Origin of the sequence: Paenibacillus pinihumi DSM 23905 = JCM 16419 (assembly GCF_000422505.1) — a bacterium.
GTDB lineage: Bacteria > Bacillota > Bacilli > Paenibacillales > Paenibacillaceae > Paenibacillus_D > Paenibacillus_D pinihumi.
The window spans coordinates 157,668-177,909 of sequence record NZ_AULX01000019.1 but is presented as its reverse complement, the minus strand read 5'-3'; the positions used below and the strand labels follow the sequence as shown (position 1 = coordinate 177,909).

Sequence of the window (20,242 nt, the reverse complement as noted above, 5' to 3'; positions counted from 1 at the left end):
TTTAATTAATCCTCCTTTGTCTTTATCATTTGAATAGAGTGTCAGGCTTCGTGTGCTTCAAAACTTCTTACAGGCTCCGGCTCCGCCTCGCTGCCCAGGGTAAAAAACTCTCTGAGCTCGCGGTTGCGATGAGCTATAAAACCGACAACGAGCAGGCCTATTCCTGAAATTACCGTAATATAATACCAATTCATCATCTCCAACAAAGCACCATAAACCAACATTCCAACAGGGACCGCAATAGTAGTAACCGTGCTTACCACCCCTAAAATGCTAGCTCTTATTTGCTCAGGAGTGTGAATCTGTACATAAGAGAGCATGGGTATATTGCCCATCGTGGTGAAAACTCCCGTAAGTGACAAGACGATCATGTATCCGACCATCAGCATAACCTTGGTGCTCGTATCAAAGATCGACCATTCCGGAAACATCCATAAAATGATCATCAACGCTTGCAGCTGGATTAAAATGAAAATCTTATTAGTGATAAAGCGATTAACGGAAGGTACTGACACTACTATGGCTCCAATGATAATGCCTGCCGCAAGCGCTGCTTCAATATAGGACAACTGCTGCGGCGTCATATCCAGAGCCTGATAGACGATAAAAGGCAAGATGAGAGAAACAGCCGGCGCAATCACAAAGTTAACGACAACAAAAATGGCCAGCAAATACTTTATTGCAGCGCGCCGCTGAATATACCGGTAAACTTCTTTCACGCTTTCCAAGTAAGGTTTATGCTCTTCCATCTGCCCTTGGCGTTTAGAGAATTGCAAAAACATATTGAGAAATGCGGAAAGAATGAACGCGAATCCCTCGATTAAGAAAATTTGCTCCAGCCCGAATTTAATATAGGCTGCAGCACCGATCACCGGCCCCAATATACTAATCAGGGCTCCGATGCTCTGGTTGCTGGAATTGACCGTAGCTACCCGCTCAGGGGCAACAATGTCAGGAACAGAAGAATTTAACGTTAATGTAAACAACGCCTGAAGTGCACTCATGATCATCGCATAAACGACAAACAGCCAAATGCTGTCATGATAAAACTGAAACATGAGCATTAACATTAAGATCGAAGTGCCGCTGAGAAAATCGGAAACAACCATAATCCGCTTTTTATTTTTGCTGCGATCCACAAAAACACCGGCGAAAATGTTCACGAAAATACCCGGGATATAAGTAAAACTCAACACAAGAGCAAACATGCTCGCTGATCCGGTAAGATCCAAAATATAAAGACTAAGAGCAAAGCGAAAAATGGATGTTCCCAGCTCTGTGATTAATCTGCTCAAACTGAAGATAACAATATTTCTGGCGTCCCTCATATATTTGCACCTTTCAGTGGTGGAGCATGATAGTTCTTCATTTGTTTCCGTGCCGCTTCATCAAGCTTGCTGCGTATCGACTCTTTATTCTCCACTACAGGGATCACAAGCGTAATATGAATTTGATCTCCCCTGCACCACGTCATAAACAAAATTCGATTCGGATCATCGCAATTCACGCCTTCTGCATCCAGATAGTCCAAGTCAGCTTCTTCACTAAGATCACCGAGATAGTTGAAATTGATAGGCATCTCCTCAAATACGGTTGCCAGACTATCTCTTTCTTCCATAAAGGATGAATCTGCCGACTCGTTATACATCAGGTTCGCAAAATGGATATTGTGGTCCAAGGCGGTTTGCAGTTTTTGTCTGATCATTTCGCTCTGTGTGTTCATATCTTGTTCGCGCTTCAACAGCATCGGAATATAGTCGATACATTCGCCAACGATGTCAAAATAGGTTTTATCTTCATACTGCCTTCCGAAATGGGTCATCCATGCCGGGATTTGCTGCATATCCAAATACGCGCCGAAGAACTCTGCAAAGATGCCGACAGCGATCCCCCATCTAACCTCCGGATCATTGTCCTGCCCCAGCGGCAGTTCCAGACGCATGCTATGGTTGATGATCGTGATCTCCGCAGGAGAACTGATGCCCCGTTTCTGCATTTTTGCGATAACCTCTCTTGCAGCTGTTCCGAAGGATGGAAGGTCGAACAACTCCTTGAATCGTTGTGGCGAGATTCCTTCAGGACCTTTGGTAATTTGCGCTATGAAATCGGTATAGGTATTGGTTCGTTTCGGCTCAAAAACTCTCCCTTGGCTCAATAGCTCATAGCCCTCAAGAACTTGATTACGAAGTACTTCATTACTCATATAATCAAAAATCGTATGCGAGAACGGAAGCAGCAGTACATATTCCTTCACGTTTTGTTTGACCAACAGCACACGATACATTAATGGATCCTGTTCCGTATACGGCTTAATAAAGAACTTGTCCATAAGTGATCTCAGGATATTCACCTGCGTTCTCCGTTCGTAATGAGATATGTCGATCACAGGCAGTTCGAGTTGCTCCGGAGATTCATGAAGCCGCCAGTATTCCTTCCGGGCTTCCTTCTCTTCAACTAATACACTGCGCATCACTTCCTCTACAGATACAATTTGCCCGATCACCTGCTGCAGCAACTGCGGTTGAATCACCTTATTCCATTTCACCATCGTCCCCGATACGTCTTTATGAATGAAATGATACATCTGGGAAGGGGAAAGGGGGTATTCTTTAGCAACCTGTCGACTCGTGATCCCGCCAGCATACGACTCCTGCATCCGTGCGACCGAATCAAGCATACGATCAACCCAAGCCTCTCCTTCTTCCTGCTGTAAATGAAGCTGTTCGTTCGCATCGATCAAATAATGCGGGTGAATACGCTCGTCCAGATGTTGGGCGATTAAACATTCCGCTTCATGCTTCAATGTCTCATTAATGCCGGTTATGTGAACAACGATAAATTCTGTGTCCGGAGCGAAACAGGTCTGCCATTTACAGGTCCGCTGCAGGCGGGAGCTTAGCAACTGTTCAGCCCTCGATATATCAGCAATGCGTTCCTCCGTAGCAGCCGTTTTGAACCGGTTCGCATAAGCCGCCAGTTCGGCAGGGGTTTGATGGGCAAACACTTGGTTTATGCTTATATCCCACCCGGTGCCAGAGAGCTTCGATACCATTTGCATGGCCTTTAAGGAATGTCCCCCAAGCTCAAAGAAATTGCTATGCACGCTGATTTGATCAATTCCCAGAATTTCCGACCAAACCTGCACGATGGTGTTCTCCGTCTCATCTCTTGGCGGAGTATATTCTGCTTCCGATCCGTGATACTCCGGCTCAGGGAGTGCTTTTCGATCGACTTTGCCGTTGATGTTCAACGGAAGCTGCTCCATGAAAATAAATACGGACGGAATCATGTAATCAGGAAGCTGCTGAGTCAGGAATTCCTTGAGGGATTGAAAGGTCAATTCCACATCAGCCACAACATAAGCACAGAGGAACTTGTTTGATTCCTCGTCGTGCTTTACGAGAATAACCGCCTCTTTGATCGCCGGATGGCTGAGCAGAACATTTTCAATCTCTCCGATTTCGACACGAAAGCCCCTGATTTTAACCTGGTTATCGATTCTGCCAATAAACTCAATGGATCCGTCCGGGAGCCATTTCGCCGCATCCCCTGTCCGATAAATCCGGTCACCCGGAACAAAGGGATTCGGAATGAACTTCTCCCTCGTTAACTCTTCATTTTTCATGTATCCCCGAGCAACGCCGTCTCCGCCGACCCATAGTTCACCAGGAACACCGATAGGGTTCAAATTTCCGTATCTATCAACGATATATGCCGTTGAATTGCTGATCGGCGGCCCGATCGGCACACTTTTCTCGTAAGCCTCTTCGATGATGAAGCAGCAGGAAAATGAAGTATTCTCTGTCGGTCCGTACCCGTTTACCACGGTTAAATGTTTGCAGTGTTCCCTTACGAGCTGAATATGCTTCGGTGAGAGAACATCTCCGCCGACGATCAGATAGTTTACGGTGCGGAACATATCCGGCTTTTGCTGAGCGAACTGAGTGAAGAGCGGCGATGTTAACCATAAAGCCGTTATGCGATGCTGCCGCAGTACGGATTCAAGCCTGTCCGAATCAAGCAGCGTAAATTTATCGACCAAGTACAACTGCGCTCCGTTCAGCAAAGCACCCCAAATATCAAATACGCTGACATCAAATACAGGAGCTGCCGTTTGCAATACACGGTCATCTTTAGTAAAACGCACATAATTCGTATTTCTGACCAGTCTGGCAACACCGAGATGTTCGACCATGACCCCTTTCGGCAATCCGGTTGATCCTGATGTATACATGACATAGGCGAGATGACTGGTGGTTGTCTCATGGTGAAGATTAGGCGCATCATCGTCACCCAGCTGCCGGTGATCGATCACAATAGTTTCCACGCCATCCATCGCTCTGTCCGCATGGCCGTTCCCGACGAGCAGCAATTTGGCCCCGCTATTGTTAAAGAAATATTCAATCCGATCTTTCGGATAATCCGGGTCAATAGGGAGATAGGCGCCTCCTGCTTTTAAAATGGCAAGCATGCCTATAATCATTTCCAAGCTACGGTCTCCCATGATCGCAACGACCCTGTCCGGACCGATGCCTTTGTCCCGCAAAACTTTGGCAAGCTGATTGGCCTTGGCATTTAATTTGCCGTACGTCAACTCTATGCCGTCACATACAACCGCAATTCTCTCCGCATGCCGGGCCGCCTGCTCCTCGAACAGTTCATGTATCGTTTGACGGGGATAATTTGTTGTTGTGCTGTTGAAATCCACAATGATCTGGCGCCGTTCTTCCTCCAGCAACAATCCGATGTCCGACAGCAGTATTTCCAAGTTTGCCGCCACGGTTTGCAATATTTGAACATAATGGGCAATCATGCGCTCGACCGTACCTTTACGGAACAGTTTCACTGCATATTCAACGTCCAAGCGGATATGCGAACCTTCTTCGGACGCCGTAAGCATCAAATCGAATTTGGATGCGCCGTTATCGAACGGGTACGGCTCAATGTGCAGATCATCCATCCGAATTTCCTCAATGCCGACATTATCCACAGCAAACATCGTATCGAACAATGGATTTCGGCTTACATCCCGCTTGATGTCCAACTTATCGAGCAAATCCTCGTACTGGACCATCTGATTTTCAAACGCTTGCAACGAATGCTCCTTAACTTCCTCCAAGAAGACCCTGAATCGTTTTTCCCCTTCAGGCCGGTTCCGAATCGCAAGGGTATTCACGAACATGCCTACGACGGTCTCCAGTTCTTTCTGCCATCTTCCCGCCGTCGGGGTGCCTACGATGATATCCTCCTGATTCGCATATTTTGACAAGAGAATGTTGTACCCGGCAAGAAGGAACATATACAATGTAGTTCCCGTTTCGGCAACCGCCTCTCGAATCCGGGAGCTCAAATCAATATCGATTACAACAGAGAAAGCATCCCCTTCGAAGCTCTGCATTAGCGGCCGCTGGTAATCTGCCGGGAGAGTTAGCACAGGCAATTCTCCCGAGAAGCGTTCGAGCCAATATTGCTCTTGCTTCTCATACGCTTCCGTCTGATGCATTTTACTTTGCCATGCCGCATAATCCTTATATTCGATCCGTGTTGCCGTTTCAGCGAGCTGTTCGCCGTTGTATAACCAACCGAGCTCTTCGACCAGAAGGCGAACCGAAGCCCCGTCTGAAACCGTATGATGAAGATCAATCATTAAAATATGCTTGTCCGTCCGCAGACTGGCCAGGCTCGCGCGAATTAACGGCGCTTCCTGCAAGTGAAAAGGCTGGACAAATTGCTGGACGGCTTTCTTTATTTGGCTCGAATCATCCGCTAACTCTATCTGCCCAATCGCAAATGAGACTTCCGGATACACGATTTGAACCAACTCTCCCTCTCTCATATCAAAAGAAGTTCTAAGCGCTTCATGTCTGCGAATCAGACCATCAAACGCCTGCTGTAACCGGAAACGGTCTATATTTCCTGATATCTGCATAACAAAAGGCATATTATAAGTTAGACCGGCCCCTTCGAGCTCATTTAGAATAAGCAAACGCTTCTGTGCTGACGAAACTGGATAGTACTCCTGGTCGGGTACACGTTCGATCAAGGAGTATCGCGTCCGTTCGAGTGCATCGATACTTGCCGCCATTTGTTCCAGAACCGGATATTGAAAGATTCCGCTTATCGGAAAATCGACATGAAAAGCTTCTCGAATATGGGCCGTCAGCGTTGCGGCTTTCAAGGAATGTCCGCCCTGTTCGAAGAAATGGCTGTATGCCCCAATAGGAGAAGCACTGAGCACCTCTGACCAGAGCTCCGCCAGCCGCTGCTCCATTTCACTGCGCGGCGGAACATAGTTAGCTGCAGCTGCGAAAGCAAAATCGGGCTCAGGCAATGCGCGGCGATCCACTTTCCCGTTCGCGGTCAACGGCAATTTATCCAGAAATACATAGTGGACGGGGAGCATATATTCCGGCAGCTCCAAAGCCAGACACTCTCGCATTTCCCTTACCGAGAACTTGCGGGACGCCGAAACATAAGCACAAAGTTCCTTTTCTTGTTTCAAATTCTCCACGACCGTGACAACTGCCTCACGGATTCCTGCCTGTTTCAGAAGGACATTTTCAATTTCACCCAATTCGATACGATATCCGCGGATTTTGACCTGTTCATCCATCCGGCCCAAATATTCCAGGATACCTTCCGGTAGCCATCTCGCCAAATCCCCGGTTTTATACATCCTCTCGCCTGGATAGAAGGGATCCGTCGTAAACTTCTCCGCCGTCAGGTCAGGGCGATTCATATATCCCCGTGCCAAGCTGTCCCCCGCTATGCACAGCTCTCCCGGAACCCCTACAGGGAGAAGCTTATTATTCGGATCAAGAATATAAACCCGCACATTGTCGATTGGTTTACCGATCGGAATATTGTCGTATTCCCCATTCACCTTAAATGCCGTAGTTACAATCGTATTCTCCGTCGGGCCATAGTTATTGACGATTTCGTAGGACCCAAAGCGATATGTTCTGAGTTTATCCCCTCCGGTAATCAAAACGCGCAGCGAATCGTTATCAAGCTGGCAAAATTGCTCGCAAACCGCTGTAGGCAAGAAACTGACGGTAATATGCCGGTTATTATAATAATCCGCCAATTGATGCACATCATATCGAATTTCATCCGGTATAATATGAAGCTCGCTGCCTGATAATAGAGCAGGGAAAATCTCCCATACAGAAGCATCAAAACCAAATCCCGCATACTTTGTACATTTGTCTTCTGTTGTCAGCTTATAATAGGTTTGATACCACCTCGTCATATTCAGTAAGGAGCGATGCTCGATCATGACCCCTTTCGGCTTGCCTGTGGAACCGGAGGTGTAAATCATATAGGCCAGGTCTGATGAGGAGCAATGTACCGGTGACAGCGGCTTCCCAACTTGGAAATCTGCCGGCAACGCCAGTATTTCTTCCAGGTCTATGTTTTCGATCTTCCAGCCCCTTGAAGGCATCAAACTATTTTTGGTAAGCAGCAAACCAGCCCCGCTATCCTCCAAAATATAAGCGATCCGATCCTCCGGATATTCATGGTCAATCGGAACATATGCACCTCCCGCCTTCAACACACCCAGTACAGCAACGATCATCTCGATCGAATGCTCGATTAGAATCGCCGTAACTTGTCCAGCCTTGACGCCTTTTTCTTGCAAAATAAAAGCAAGCCGGTCCGCTTGCTTGTCCAATTCCCGGTAAGTCAGCTGCCGGTCTTTGAATACGACCGCAATATGCTCCGGCGTTCGCGAGGCCTGCTCAGCAAATAATTCATGAGCCGTACGATGCTGCTCAAAATTCTGCTTTGAACCATTGAAATGAATTAGTACCTGGTCGCGTTCCTCAGCAGACAACAACTCGATATCTGACAGCTTGATCTGTCCATTCCCGGCAATTGCACGCAAAACCTCGACAAAATGCTTCAGCATACGAGTTATCGTTTCGGGCTTGAACAGTTTGACCGCAAATTCTGCATCGACGACCATTCCTTGATCCTTCTCTATAACCGTTAATGTCAAATCAAATTTGGACATCCGGCCATCCCAAGAACTGGATTGAACAGTGAGTCCGTTTAGCGCAGCCTCTTGGATATCGATGTTCTGCAGTGTGAACACCGTATCGAATAGCGGATTGCGGCTCAAATCCCGCCTTAACCTGAGCTTCTCGACAAGTTCTCCATACGGGTAGTCTTGATGCTCGAAAGCTTGAAGTGCGCTTTGCTTCACCTCATTCACGAAAGCTGCAAACGACTTATTCGCTTCCGGCTTCACGCGTATAGCGAGCGTATTGACAAACATGCCGATCGTTTGAAGCACATCCGCATGGGATCTGCCGGCTGTCGGGGAGCCGATGACGATATCCTCTTGTGAGGCATATTTGCCCAGCAGAATGCTGTAGGCGGCAAACAGTACCATATATAAGGTCGCTCCCGTGTCATTTGCCAGTTGCTTTAACTGGGATGACAGCTCCCGGTCAATATCCACGGAGACTACTGCTCCTTCAAAGTTCTGGATTTGCGGACGAGGGTAATCTGTCAGCAAATTAAGCACAGGAGGTTCATCAGCAAATTGTTCAAGCCAGAAGCGTTCCTGCTGCTGCAACAATCCGGAACCGAGTTGTGTATTTTGCCATACGGCATAATCCTTGTATTGGATTCGCTGAGCTTGTGAGCCAAGCCCATCCCCGTTATCAGAACGATCTGCACCGCTGTTGTACAGATCGCTGAATTCTTTTACGATCAGGGCGATGGAGGAACCGTCGGCAACGATATGATGAATATCGATAATTAAGACATGCTGCTCTTCCTTCAGCTTGGCACATCCAGCCCGAAGTAAAGGAGCTGAGCCAAGCTCAAACGGTGCGACGAACGAATCCACGATTTCCTCCACGCTCTGACCGGGATGAGCTTCCAAATGCTTTATGGCAAAAGACACGTTCTCATGCACCCGCTGAATCGGCTCGCCCTTCATGAAATCAAAGGAGGTTCGCAATGATTCATGACGTGAGATCAGCGTTTGAAAAGCAAGCTCCAAACGCTTAACATCAAGACATCCTTCCAGCCGCATAACAAACGGCATGTTATATGCGGTATCCATTCCTGCCATTCCATTTAAAATAAACAGTCTTTTTTGCGAGGACGACACCGGATAAAATTCCGCCGCCGGAGCAGGTTCTATTGCGGAATAATCCGTTTCCTCGTTTCCGCTGATCAGAGCCGCCATATCTGAGAGCACAGGCGTATTGAACACATCTTGCAGAGGAAGCTGAATTTGAAACTGCTTCTTCACTTCCGTGATGAGCTTCAAGGCAGTTAAGGAATGCCCGCCTAAATCAAAGAAATGGTCGTACGCCCCAATCGTGGACACAGCCAGAATAGAGCTCCAAATCTCAGCCAATTTCTGTTCGGATTCATTCCGGGGCTCAACAAAAGTCCCGTCATTATAGGTGATGCTCCACTCGGGTTCAGGCAATGCCTGACGGTGCACCTTCCCATTTGGATTAAGCGGCAGCTGGTCCATGAATGTCCAATTGGTCGGAATCATGTAATCGGGAATACTGCGGGACAAATATTCTTTTAAGTCCGCTGCGCTCAAGCTATCGCCACATACAACATAAGCACATAAAGACTTGTTGCTTTCGCCCTTATCCCAAATTTTGACCGCCGCTTCCTTTACACCTTCATGCAGTTGAATTCGGGTCTCAATTTCCCCGATTTCGACGCGGAATCCCCTGATCTTCACTTGCTGATCAAGCCGGCCAATGAATTCAACAGCTCCGTCCGGAAGCCAGCGTACGGCATCACCTGTACGGTATATTCGATCCCCGTCCGCAAATGGGTTATTCATGAACTTTTCTGATGTTAATGCCTCATTGTTGATATAACCCAAGGCCACACCGTCACCGCCAACCCACAGTTCACCCGGAACGCCGATAGGGGATAAATGGCCGTACATATCGACGACATAAACTGTCGAATGGGCAATTGGCCCGCCGATCGGAATGTTTGTCTCTTCATACGAGCGGATAGTATGGCATGTTGAAAAGGTAGTATTTTCAGTCGGACCATATCCGTTTATCATCGTTGTCTTCTCGCAATGCTCCGCTACGAGTTGGATATGCTTGGGTGAAAGGACGTCTCCTCCAATGATCAAGTGGCGTACCGGGCGGAATAATGCCGGCTGCTGCTGGGCCAGCTGATTGAATAACGGGGCGGTCATCCACAACGTCGTGATACCATAATCACGCAGCGCCTTGCCCAGTTGCCCTGCATCCAAGATGGATTCCTTGTCGATCATATAGAGCTCCAACCCGTTTAATAGTGCACCCCATATCTCAAACGTACAGGCATCAAACACGGGAGCTCCCGTCTGCAGAATTCGGTCCCCTTGCTGAAAAGGAACGTAGTTCGTATTTTGGACAAGGCGTACCACGTTTCGATGCTGAACCATCACTCCCTTGGGCCGCCCCGTGGAACCGGAAGTGTACATCACATATGCCAGGCTTGATGGCGTCAAAGCATTTGAAGCCGGGAGCTCATCACTTGGCAGCTGCGAAATTGGCGGCAAGTCTTCTTCCCGTTCTTCCTCATCAAGGATAATCATTTCGATGCCGCCAACCCGGATATCCTCATAGCATTTCGGAGTAACGATCCACTTTGCTTGACTGTCATACAGCATATATTCCATACGGTCCGCCGGATATTCCGGATCAATAGGCAAATAAGCTCCGCCTGCCTTCAAAATACCCAGCATCCCCACCACCGTTTCAGCGGTACGGTCACCGATTAAACCGACAATCTGTCCGGGGCCGACTCCTCTTCTTCTCAGCCTGGATGCAAGCCGATTCACCTTCACGTTGAGTTCCCCATAGGTCATCCTGACATCCTTATGAACAAGTGCAGTATGGGACGGAACTCGTCCAGCCTGCCGTTCGAACAATTGTACAATGGTTTGATCCCGGGGGTACTCGCCCGCTGTATCGTTAAATTGATGCCGTATTTTCCGGCTTTCATTGTCTGTTATGATCGAAATCTCTCGAATCCGCACATTCGGATTCCGGCTAATTTGACTCAGCACGTGCTCATAATGCTCGAACAGCCGATCCATTGCCGATGAATCATACCGGGCCGCATTGTACTTGAATTTGACCTTGAGCCCTTCGTGAGGCATCAGGATCAGGTTGAAATCATAATGCGTCTGTTCAAAATCCTCGAGCTCGGTAATGGAAAAGGGCGGCTCCGATTCATCCACCGGATCAGCGCTGACCGGGTAATTTTGAAAAGCATAAATATGATTGATTAGATTTCGCTTCATAGTTGAAAGGTTCTGAATTTCTGCAAGCGGATAAAAATCATAGTTTTGCGTTTCCAGAGAGATTTGTTGGACTTGTTGTATTAAAGAAGAGAACGATTGGTCGCCGCCAAAGGTGACCCGGATCGGAACCGTGTTAATAAACAGCCCGACCATTTCCTCGACACCTTCCACTTCGGCCGGACGGCCGGAGGTGACGGAACCGAAGACCACATCCTCGGTTCCGTTATAGCGGCCCAGCAACAGAGCCCATGCCGACTGAAGAACTGTATTCAAGGTCACTTGATTCGCCCTGGCGAGCTGTTCAAGCCTGAGCGTCGTCTCCTCGCTTATTAAATAACTGCAATCGACCGGAAGATGCTCCTCTTGCTGCTGCAAGCCACGGCTGGAGCTAGCCTTGCCGTCAGGAGTCTTAATAATGCCCCCAGGTCTCATGCCGAAGGACGGCAGCTCAATTGTGGAGTCATAGTCCTGCAAATAATCGGCCCAGTAGTTTCGGGCTTCATCACGGTTTTGCCGATCCAGCCACTGAATATAGCTCGCAAACGGAGGAGCCTCATCCAATTCCACAGCTTCCCCTTTACTTAGCGCTCCATAGACCCCAAACAGTTCCTGCACAATCGTTTTTAAACACCAGCCGTCCATAATGATATGATGGTAGCTCCAAATCAGCTTATACCGGTGATCATCCATTTGCAGAACGGCTGCGCGCAGCAGCATTTCCTTGGCCAGGTCGAAGCCTTTCTTCTGGTCGGCTTGGACAAAGCGTTGTATATATTGCACCTGCTCCGCTTCATCCAGATGGGATAAGTTCTCGTAGAAGACGGACATGGCTCTTTTTTTGAATACGATCTGCTTCGGGTTTTTCATATTTTCATGGAGGAAGTTCAGTCTTAACACATCGTACTTTTCGATCAGAGCATTAAAACTGCTTTCCAACAACCCAACATCCAGCTGCCCCGAAACGGTGCAGGAAAACTGTTCAAAATATGCGGCAGACTCCGGGTTTAAATAGGTATGAAACAGCATTCCCTCTTGCATTGGCGTTAAGTTGTATATCCCCCCGATCGACAGCTTTTCGTTCATGACCATCTCTCCTTGAATTTAATTTTATTGATTATAAAAATTCATTATGGCTTCTAACTCCTCAATAGACAGATCGTTTCCTCCCACGTCGGAAGGCGTCAGTTCCTGCGTATCCCGTTCCATACAGTGATTAATGACCTCTGTCAGCTGCATCTTGAAGTACCGGCCAAACCGGCTGATATCTGCTTCGGAAAATTCCGCGAGATTGTACTCGATCGTCATCGTCAGTTGGCCATTTTCAACCAACCCCGTAATATTAAGAGCAATTTCCCGCTCCGCCTCCGGGCTCACAGTTTGTCCGTAAGGAACATTGGAGCCCTGGAACACACCTGTGTTTAAATCGTTATCGAATTGCCCCAGGTAGTTGAACTTGATTTCAGGCTCCAAGTGAAATTTCATTTCCCCAAGCTGGCGTTGCGAAGCCAGATATCTCAGTAAACTATAACCGATCCCCTTGTTCGGAATATGCCTCAGGTTCTCCTTGATCGATTTGATATGATAGGATACATCTGCCGAGCTTGGCACGTTGAGTATGACGGGGTAAATCGAAGTAAACCACCCCACCGTTCTGCTGATATTTATGTTCTTCAAAATCTCTTCTCTTCCATGACCTTCCAGACAGATCAGAACACGATCTTGCTCGCCTGTCCACTGCCACACGGCCCTTCCCAAAGCTGTGAGCAGGATGTCGTTTATTTCCGTGTTATAGGCTTTATGCACTTTACCGAGCAGTTGCTCCGTCGCAAGCTTTGGTAATTGGAAGGAATAAGTCATGTTATCCATCACCTTGGCCGGGCCTGTTCTATAACTTGACTTGGGCAGCGCTTTAGTTGGCGTTGATTCGATTTGTTTCCAGTAGGGCAACTCGGTTTGCATGGACTTGCTTTCAGCGTGATCTTTCAAACGCTCCGCCCACGTCCGGAAGGAGTCCGTTTTGGCGGGAAGCATAATCGGCTCGCCTTTGGCGGCTTGCTCATAAGCCAGTGTCAGGTCTTCGAACAAAATTCTCCAGGAAATGCCATCGATGACCAAATGGTGGATGATAACCGCCAGGTGATCGCCGTTATCCGTCTTGAATAGTCCTATCTTGACCAAGGGGCCCCGCTCCAGGTTGATGCTGCCATGAAGCTCATCGATCCTGCGGGACATTTCCATTTTCCCTTCATCCCCATCCGGTACTGCCGTTACAATCAGATCAAACCAAGAACGCTCGGTCTGTCCGATTATCCCTTCATTATATTGCGTCCACTCTCCGGTTTTCTGTCTGTAGACCATTCTCAGCGCATCATGGTGACGGATCAGCTCAGTGAAGGCTTTGGACAACAATTCTTCTTCAAAACCGTCCTGTTTATAGAGCACAACAGCCTGGTTCCAATGGTTTGCCGGCGAGAAGCCGCATTCAAAGAACCACTTTTGAATCGGCGTAAGTTCAACGAATCCTTCGACGGGTCCCTGATCGATTTCATGGTAATCCAACTGAATATATTTGGATAGTTTCCTGATCACCGGATTCTGGAACAAGTCTTTCATTTTTAGCGTATATCCCTGGCTGCTCAATTTGGAGGAAATTTGGATGGCTCGAATCGAATCCCCGCCAAGCTCGAAAAAATTATGGTCGATTCCAACTTGGCTGACACCCAAAACCTCTTCCCAAACCGATGCCAGAATTTGTTCTATTTCATTACGAGGTGCGGCATAACCGCTTTCCAACGCTGTGTTGCGATCAGGAGCCGGTAAGGCGGCACGATCGATCTTGCCGCTGATCAAGAGCGGCAATTGCTCCAGCGTAACGAAATAAGAAGGAATCATATAGCCCGGCAGCGCCTTCTCCAACTCATTTTTAAGCTCCTGGATGCAGGTTTCCTCTTGACCGGTCTTCGAGTCGTTGAATACCAGATAAGCGCATAAGTATTTATTTCCGGTTTCATCTTCCCGAACCAGTACAGCCGTCTGCTTAATATGCGGGGACTGCAAGATGCGGACCTCGATTTCCTCCAGCTCGATCCGGAAGCCCCTGATTTTGACCTGGAAGTCTTTCCGGCCAAGAAACTCCAGATTTCCGTCCGGAAGCCAGCGCCCCAAATCTCCGGTCTTATAAAGACGAGTTTCGGTATCGGATGCAAAGGGATCCCTCACGAACGACCGAGCCGTCCTTTCCGGATCATGGATGTACCCGCGTCCTACTCCGATGCCGGATACGCAGATTTCGCCATAAACACCTGCCGGACACAAATTCATTTGTTCGTCGACCACATAGAGATTCAGGTTCGCAAGCGGTTTGCCGATTGGAACTGATGTCATCCCCTCCGGCAGGCTTTGTTGGATGATGCACTGGCTGACATCATCCGCAGCCTCAGCAGGACCATAAGCGTTTATGATGCCGATCTCGGGGTAAATATCCAGCCACCGTTGAGCCAAATCTGCCTTTATCGTTTCGCCGGTAATCATTAAATAGCGAAGAGAATGAAGTTTTGCCCGGGTCTGTTCCAGCACATCCAGCATCACCGCCAAATAGGATGGAACCACTTCCAGAAGTGTTACTTGGTCTTCAATCACCGCCTCGATAAACCGCTCTACTTCCAAAATGAGATCCTGCGGGTAAATTGCCGTTGTTCCGCCAAGAGCCAATGCGCCAAAACACTGCCAAACTGAAATGTCAAAGCAAATATTCGCGTTCTGGGCAAAAACCAGACGTTGATCCAGCCCCAGTTCATCGGCTTCCGCCAGAATATGGTTCAGCATTCCCTGATGCTCAATCATCACGCCTTTTGGCTTTCCGGTAGAGCCGGAAGTAAACAAAATATAGGCCAAGTTGTTCGCAGCAGGGGCGATGCCGATATTATCCGGACTTTCTCCCATGATCTCCTCCATTACTTGGTCCAGACACAGAATGATGCCTTCATACAGCTCGTCCAAGCCATCCTGTATATACGCTGAGCGGGTAATCAGCACACGGGCACGGGAATCTGCCAAAATATCCGCTTTTCGCTGCACGCCATACTCCGTGTCGATCGGAACATAAGCGCCGCCAGTCTTCCAAATGCCAAGCACGCTTTGAATAAAGTCCGGAGACCGTTCCAGCATGACCGCAGCAATCGCATCTGCTCCAAGGCCCCCCAATCGTCTCTGTAAGTAACGACCAAGCCGGTTTGCCCGCGAATTCAATTCATCATACGTCAAAGCGTTTCCGGCAAACTTCACCGCCGGCAGATCCGGTTGCTCCAAGGCAAGTTGTTCAAAACGCCGGGGCACGGTAAGGCTAAAGTCATATTCTACGGCTTTCCCCCGACTTAACCCCAATATTTCCTCCTTCTCGTCTGCCGAAAGCATGTGGAGCCGGGACAACGGGATATCCGGATTAGCTGTAATATTGTGCAGAAGCTCGATGTAATGCTGCCCGATCCTGTTTGCGGTATCAACGGAAAAAAGATCGGTATTATATTGCAAATCAAAGCTGATTTCCACATTGTCCATACACACATCCAGCATAAGATCGAATTTGGAAATATTATGCTTTAGTTCGTATGGGGTTAAAAGCAGTTCGCCGATGTGAATTTCCTGTTCCTCGCGGTCCGTCAAATTAAACATCGTGTCAAAGAGAGGATTGCGGCTTGTGTCCCGCTCCACATCCAGCAGCTCCACCAATCGCTCAAACGGCAAGTCTTGGTGATCGATCGCGGATAATGTGCTTTCCTTAACTTCCTGGACAAACTGGCGAAACGTCTTATGCCGCTGTGGAAAATTGCGAAGCGCCACCGTATTGATGAACACCCCGAGCATGTCCTGCAAATCTTGATGATTTCGCCCCGATACCGGAGATCCGACAACGATTTCCTCCTGGCCCGTGTATTTGGACAACAGGACTTGGTAAGCGGCCAACAATAACGCATATTGGGTAGTCCCTGTATCTTGTGCCAGCTCCCGCACTGCCCTTGCAAGCCCGGGCTGCAACGCAAATTGCAGCGTTTGTCCGTTGAAGCTTTGCAGCGCCGGCCTGCTATAATTAAGCGGCATGTTCAGCACAGGCAGTTCACCGCTAAATTGTTCCTGCCAGTATTCCTCATGCGCTTTCATCTCTTCGCCGGCTAGTCGTTCATTCAGCCAGACCGAATAATCTTTATATTGAATTTCGAGCGGCGGAAGCTCATCACCCTTATACAACTGTTCCAGTTCACGAAGCATGATAGGTCCTGACAAACCGTCAGAAACAATATGATGCATGTCGATCAGCAGCACCGTTTCTTCGCGGCCGGTAAGAAGCAACTGAATCCGCATCAGGGGCGCTTCCTCCAAATTGAAGGGCTGTACGAACAACAGTATTTGTCGATCAATTTCTTCCTTGGCCGCACCGGTCATCTCTACTGTATCCAGCTTACACTCCGCCTCGGAATGTATCATTTGAACGATTTCGCCGTCCATTAATTGAAAGGAAGTTCTGAACCCTTCATGACGCTGGATAAACCGGTTGACGGTTCGCTGGAATTGCGCAATGTCCAACGGACCTTGAATCCGGTAGGCGAAAGGCATGTTATAAGTCGTTGACCCTGACTCTTCCAGGGTCTGCAATACATACATTCTCCTTTGCGCAGGGCTAACCGGATAATAGTCCATAACCGGGGCAGGGGTGATGGGTACCGCAATGCAAGGCTGTCCGCTTAATTCCTGAATCCGCCTTGCAAGGAGCTCTAAGGTCGGATACTGGAACACATCCTTCACTTTCGCATCCGCGCCAAACTCCCCGTGTATTCTTGAAACGATGACTGTCGCTTTCAAAGAGTGCCCGCCCAATTCGAAGAAATTATCCTCCATGCTCACCATGCTTACGCCAAGGACCTCTTCCCATATGGAAACCAGCGTCTTCTCGACTTCGTTGCGTGCCGGGACAAATGTACGATCAGACCGGTCAGGGCTGGGATCGGGCAAGGCATTGCGGTCGATTTTCCCGTTTGCGTTATGCGGCATTTCTGCAAGCTGTACAAAAACGGAAGGAACCATATATTCCGGCAAACAAGCGTTTAAATACGCCTTCATTTCGGATGCTGTAAGATCGATATCCGCGGTGTAGTAAGCGCATAAGTACTTTTCGGCTTCACCCGCCCCCTTAACCAAAACCGCAGTCTCACGCACTTGTCGATGCTCAGTCAATCGATGTTCGATCTCTCCCAGTTCGATCCGGAAACCTCGTATTTTCACCTGATAATCTTTACGGCCTGCAAATTCAATATTGCCATCTGGAAGCCACCGGCCCAAATCTCCGGTTTTATACAGTCTTACGCCAGGCTGTGAGGCAAACGGGTCCTCAATAAAAGACGACTCCGTCCGCTTTGGATCATTCAGATATCCTCTTCCTACTGCAATCCCTGCAACGTATATTTCGCCAATGATGCCCACAGGACATAAATGCATTTGATTATTCACGATATAGATCCGGATGTTGGGCAGAGGTTTGCCGATTGGAATGACTCCCCTGTTCTCCGGCACTTGGTCCATGACATATTGGCATATATCATCAGAAGCTTCCGCCGGCCCGTAAGCATTGATCATTTTGATTCCCGGGCAGAGTTCAAACCAGCGTGCGACTATAGCCGGGCTGGCTGCTTCTCCAGTAATCATCAAATACTCCAGGTCTTCAAAACGAATGGAACGTGCTTTTACTAAATCCAGCAAAACTGACAAATAGGAAGGGACAACTTCGAGTAAAGTGACCCGATCAGAAATAATTTGATTTAAAAACCGATCAGGTGCCAGAATTAACTCATCGGGATAGATCGCCGTTGTCCCGCCGAGAATCAAGGCCCCGAAAAACTGCCATACAGAAATGTCAAAACAATGGTTTGCTGTTTGGGCAAATACGAGATTGTCGGATAACCCCAGATCGTCCGCTTCCGCATAGATGTGATTCAGCATTCCCAAATGCTCAATCATGACCCCTTTCGGTTTCCCCGTTGACCCGGAGGTAAAAAGTACATACGCCAGGTCGGTAATTGCCGCCTGCAGCTCAAGATCCCTGCCCGATTCTTCATCCGTCGGATAAGCAAGCCGGTCCAATTCGACTAAGCGGTCCGGATAATGGGCGTGCAGACCGTCCTCTGCGAATTCAGATAAGGTGACGACAATTTTGGCATTTGAATCAGCAAGGATTCCTGTTTTTCTGTCTTCTGGATAGAGGACATCCACCGGTATGTATGCCGCCCCCAATTTCCATATTGCCAATATGCTTTCTACCATGAGCGGAGAACGTTCCAGCATAACCGCCGCAAAATCACCTTGTCCCAAACCGCGCTGCATAAATAATCGTGCCAACCGATTCGCATTCCGGTTTAACCGGTCGTAAGTGATTCGTTCCTCTTTATAGATAATCGCCGTTCGATCCGGATGGCGGCGCACTTGTTCTTCAAATAAACGGTGCGCAGGCTTGTCGATCCGATAATCCCGATCCGTACAGTTAAAGCTGCCAATGATCGCTTTCTTCTCATTTTCAGTAATGATTTCAATATCCCGGACGAGAATCTGCTCATTTTCTAACACGCTGTTTGCAATTTTCCGCAAATGCCCTTCCAAGTTTTGCAGAAAAGCCTCGTCATATACGAATCCGTTATATGTAAACAAAACCTCAAGCTCATCTTCCGGAAACACGGCAATGTCGAGATCATAATTCGTGTGCTCAAGCATCTCGCTTTCGGTAATGACCAGATGATTTTCCCCATCTGCGCCAAGCGTGGTCTCCAGCGGATAATTCTCGAAAACAACGATATGATTAATAAGATGATTTTTCAGCACAGTCCTCGATTGAATATCTGCCAGCGAAACATAGTGATGCCGGTTTGCCTCCAGCATCGAATCATGCACAATGCCCAGCAGCCTTTGGAAAGAGGTGTTTGCATCGCTCTTGACCCGCAAAGGAACCGTATTTATGAACAGCCCGACCATGTTCTCAACTCCGGACAATTCAGGAGGTCTGCCTGACACTACCGAACCGAAAACCACGTCTTCGTCATGATTATATTGCTGCAGCAATATTCCCCACATCGTATGAAACAACGTACTTAACGTCACCTGGTTGTTCACGGCTAGTCTTTGGAGCAGCCTGGTTGTGTCCGAATCCCATTTGAAACTATATTTTCGATGATCAAATTGCTTTACTCCTCCCTGAGGCGACGGAACCGAGGCTTGGAGTTCATAATCCTTCAAGTATTCGCTCCAATATTGCAGAGCTGCTTCCTGATCCTGTTCGCCCAGCCACTGGATGTAATCGTTATACGGATACGGCGGCGGCAGCTCGAGCGGAGCATTATCGGCCAAAGCTTTATAAATATGGAATAAATCCTGGGCAATAATGCCCATACACCAGCCATCCATTATAATATGGTGAAATCCCCATATCACTTGATGGGTTTGTTCATCCATTTTGAAAAAAATCATCCGGATGAGCGGCCCCGCTTCCAGATCAAATTTATGCTCCTGATCCCGGATTTTATGAGCTTCTATCCAGCGGGCCTGTTCCTCTTTGGAATACGCCGTTAAATCTTTGTAATCGATTTGCGGCTCACGCTGGGTAAGCACAAGTTGTAAGGGCTGCTCGACCTCCGTATAAACGAATACCGTTCTTAGCACATCATGGCGTTCAATCAGCTTCCGGAAGCTGAGCTGCATCGTTTGAGAACACAAGTTTCCCTTGATCATAAAGGAAACTTGCTCGTAATACGCTTTTGAGTCAGGGTCTATTAAGGAATGGAACAATATCCCCTCTTGAGTTGGCGAAAGCGGATATATCTTTTCTATTTCGTTATTGCTCAATTCGACTCACTCCCCATCTACTTTAGTGACCGGATTACTGCAAATCCGGTCACTCCACTTCCGGAA

At 48.1% G+C, this 20,242-nt stretch carries 3 protein-coding genes; all 3 read right to left on the bottom strand.

From position 1 onward, the window contains the following. Window positions 1–41: 41 nt before the first annotated feature. Genes H583_RS31995 through H583_RS0105620 form a run of 3 tightly spaced genes read right to left on the bottom strand, consistent with a single transcriptional unit; the run spans window position 42 to window position 20,176 of the window. Window positions 42–1,328 carry an MFS transporter gene (locus H583_RS31995; protein ID WP_051236043.1) on the bottom strand — a complete coding sequence of 429 codons (1,287 nt, stop codon included), beginning with the start codon at window positions 1,326–1,328 and terminating at the stop codon, window positions 42–44. After that, window positions 1,325–12,379: a non-ribosomal peptide synthetase gene (locus tag H583_RS31990; protein ID WP_051236041.1), complete on the bottom strand. Its 11,055-nt coding sequence runs from the start codon at window positions 12,377–12,379 to the stop codon at window positions 1,325–1,327. Before H583_RS31990 ends, H583_RS31995 begins: the two co-directional genes overlap by 4 nt. Before the next feature lie 24 nt (window positions 12,380–12,403). Next, window positions 12,404–20,176, bottom strand: a complete 7,773-nt coding sequence (locus H583_RS0105620) for a non-ribosomal peptide synthetase (protein ID WP_028559621.1) — start codon at window positions 20,174–20,176, stop codon at window positions 12,404–12,406. Window positions 20,177–20,242: the final 66 nt, after the last annotated feature.

Excerpts from the sequence above, each read along its gene's own strand:
- H583_RS31995 (WP_051236043.1), bottom strand. The coding sequence starts at position 1,328 with ATGAGGGACGCCAGAAATATTGTTATCTTCAGTTTGAGCAGATTAATC.
- H583_RS31990 (WP_051236041.1), bottom strand. The coding sequence starts at position 12,379 with ATGAACGAAAAGCTGTCGATCGGGGGGATATACAACTTAACGCCAATG.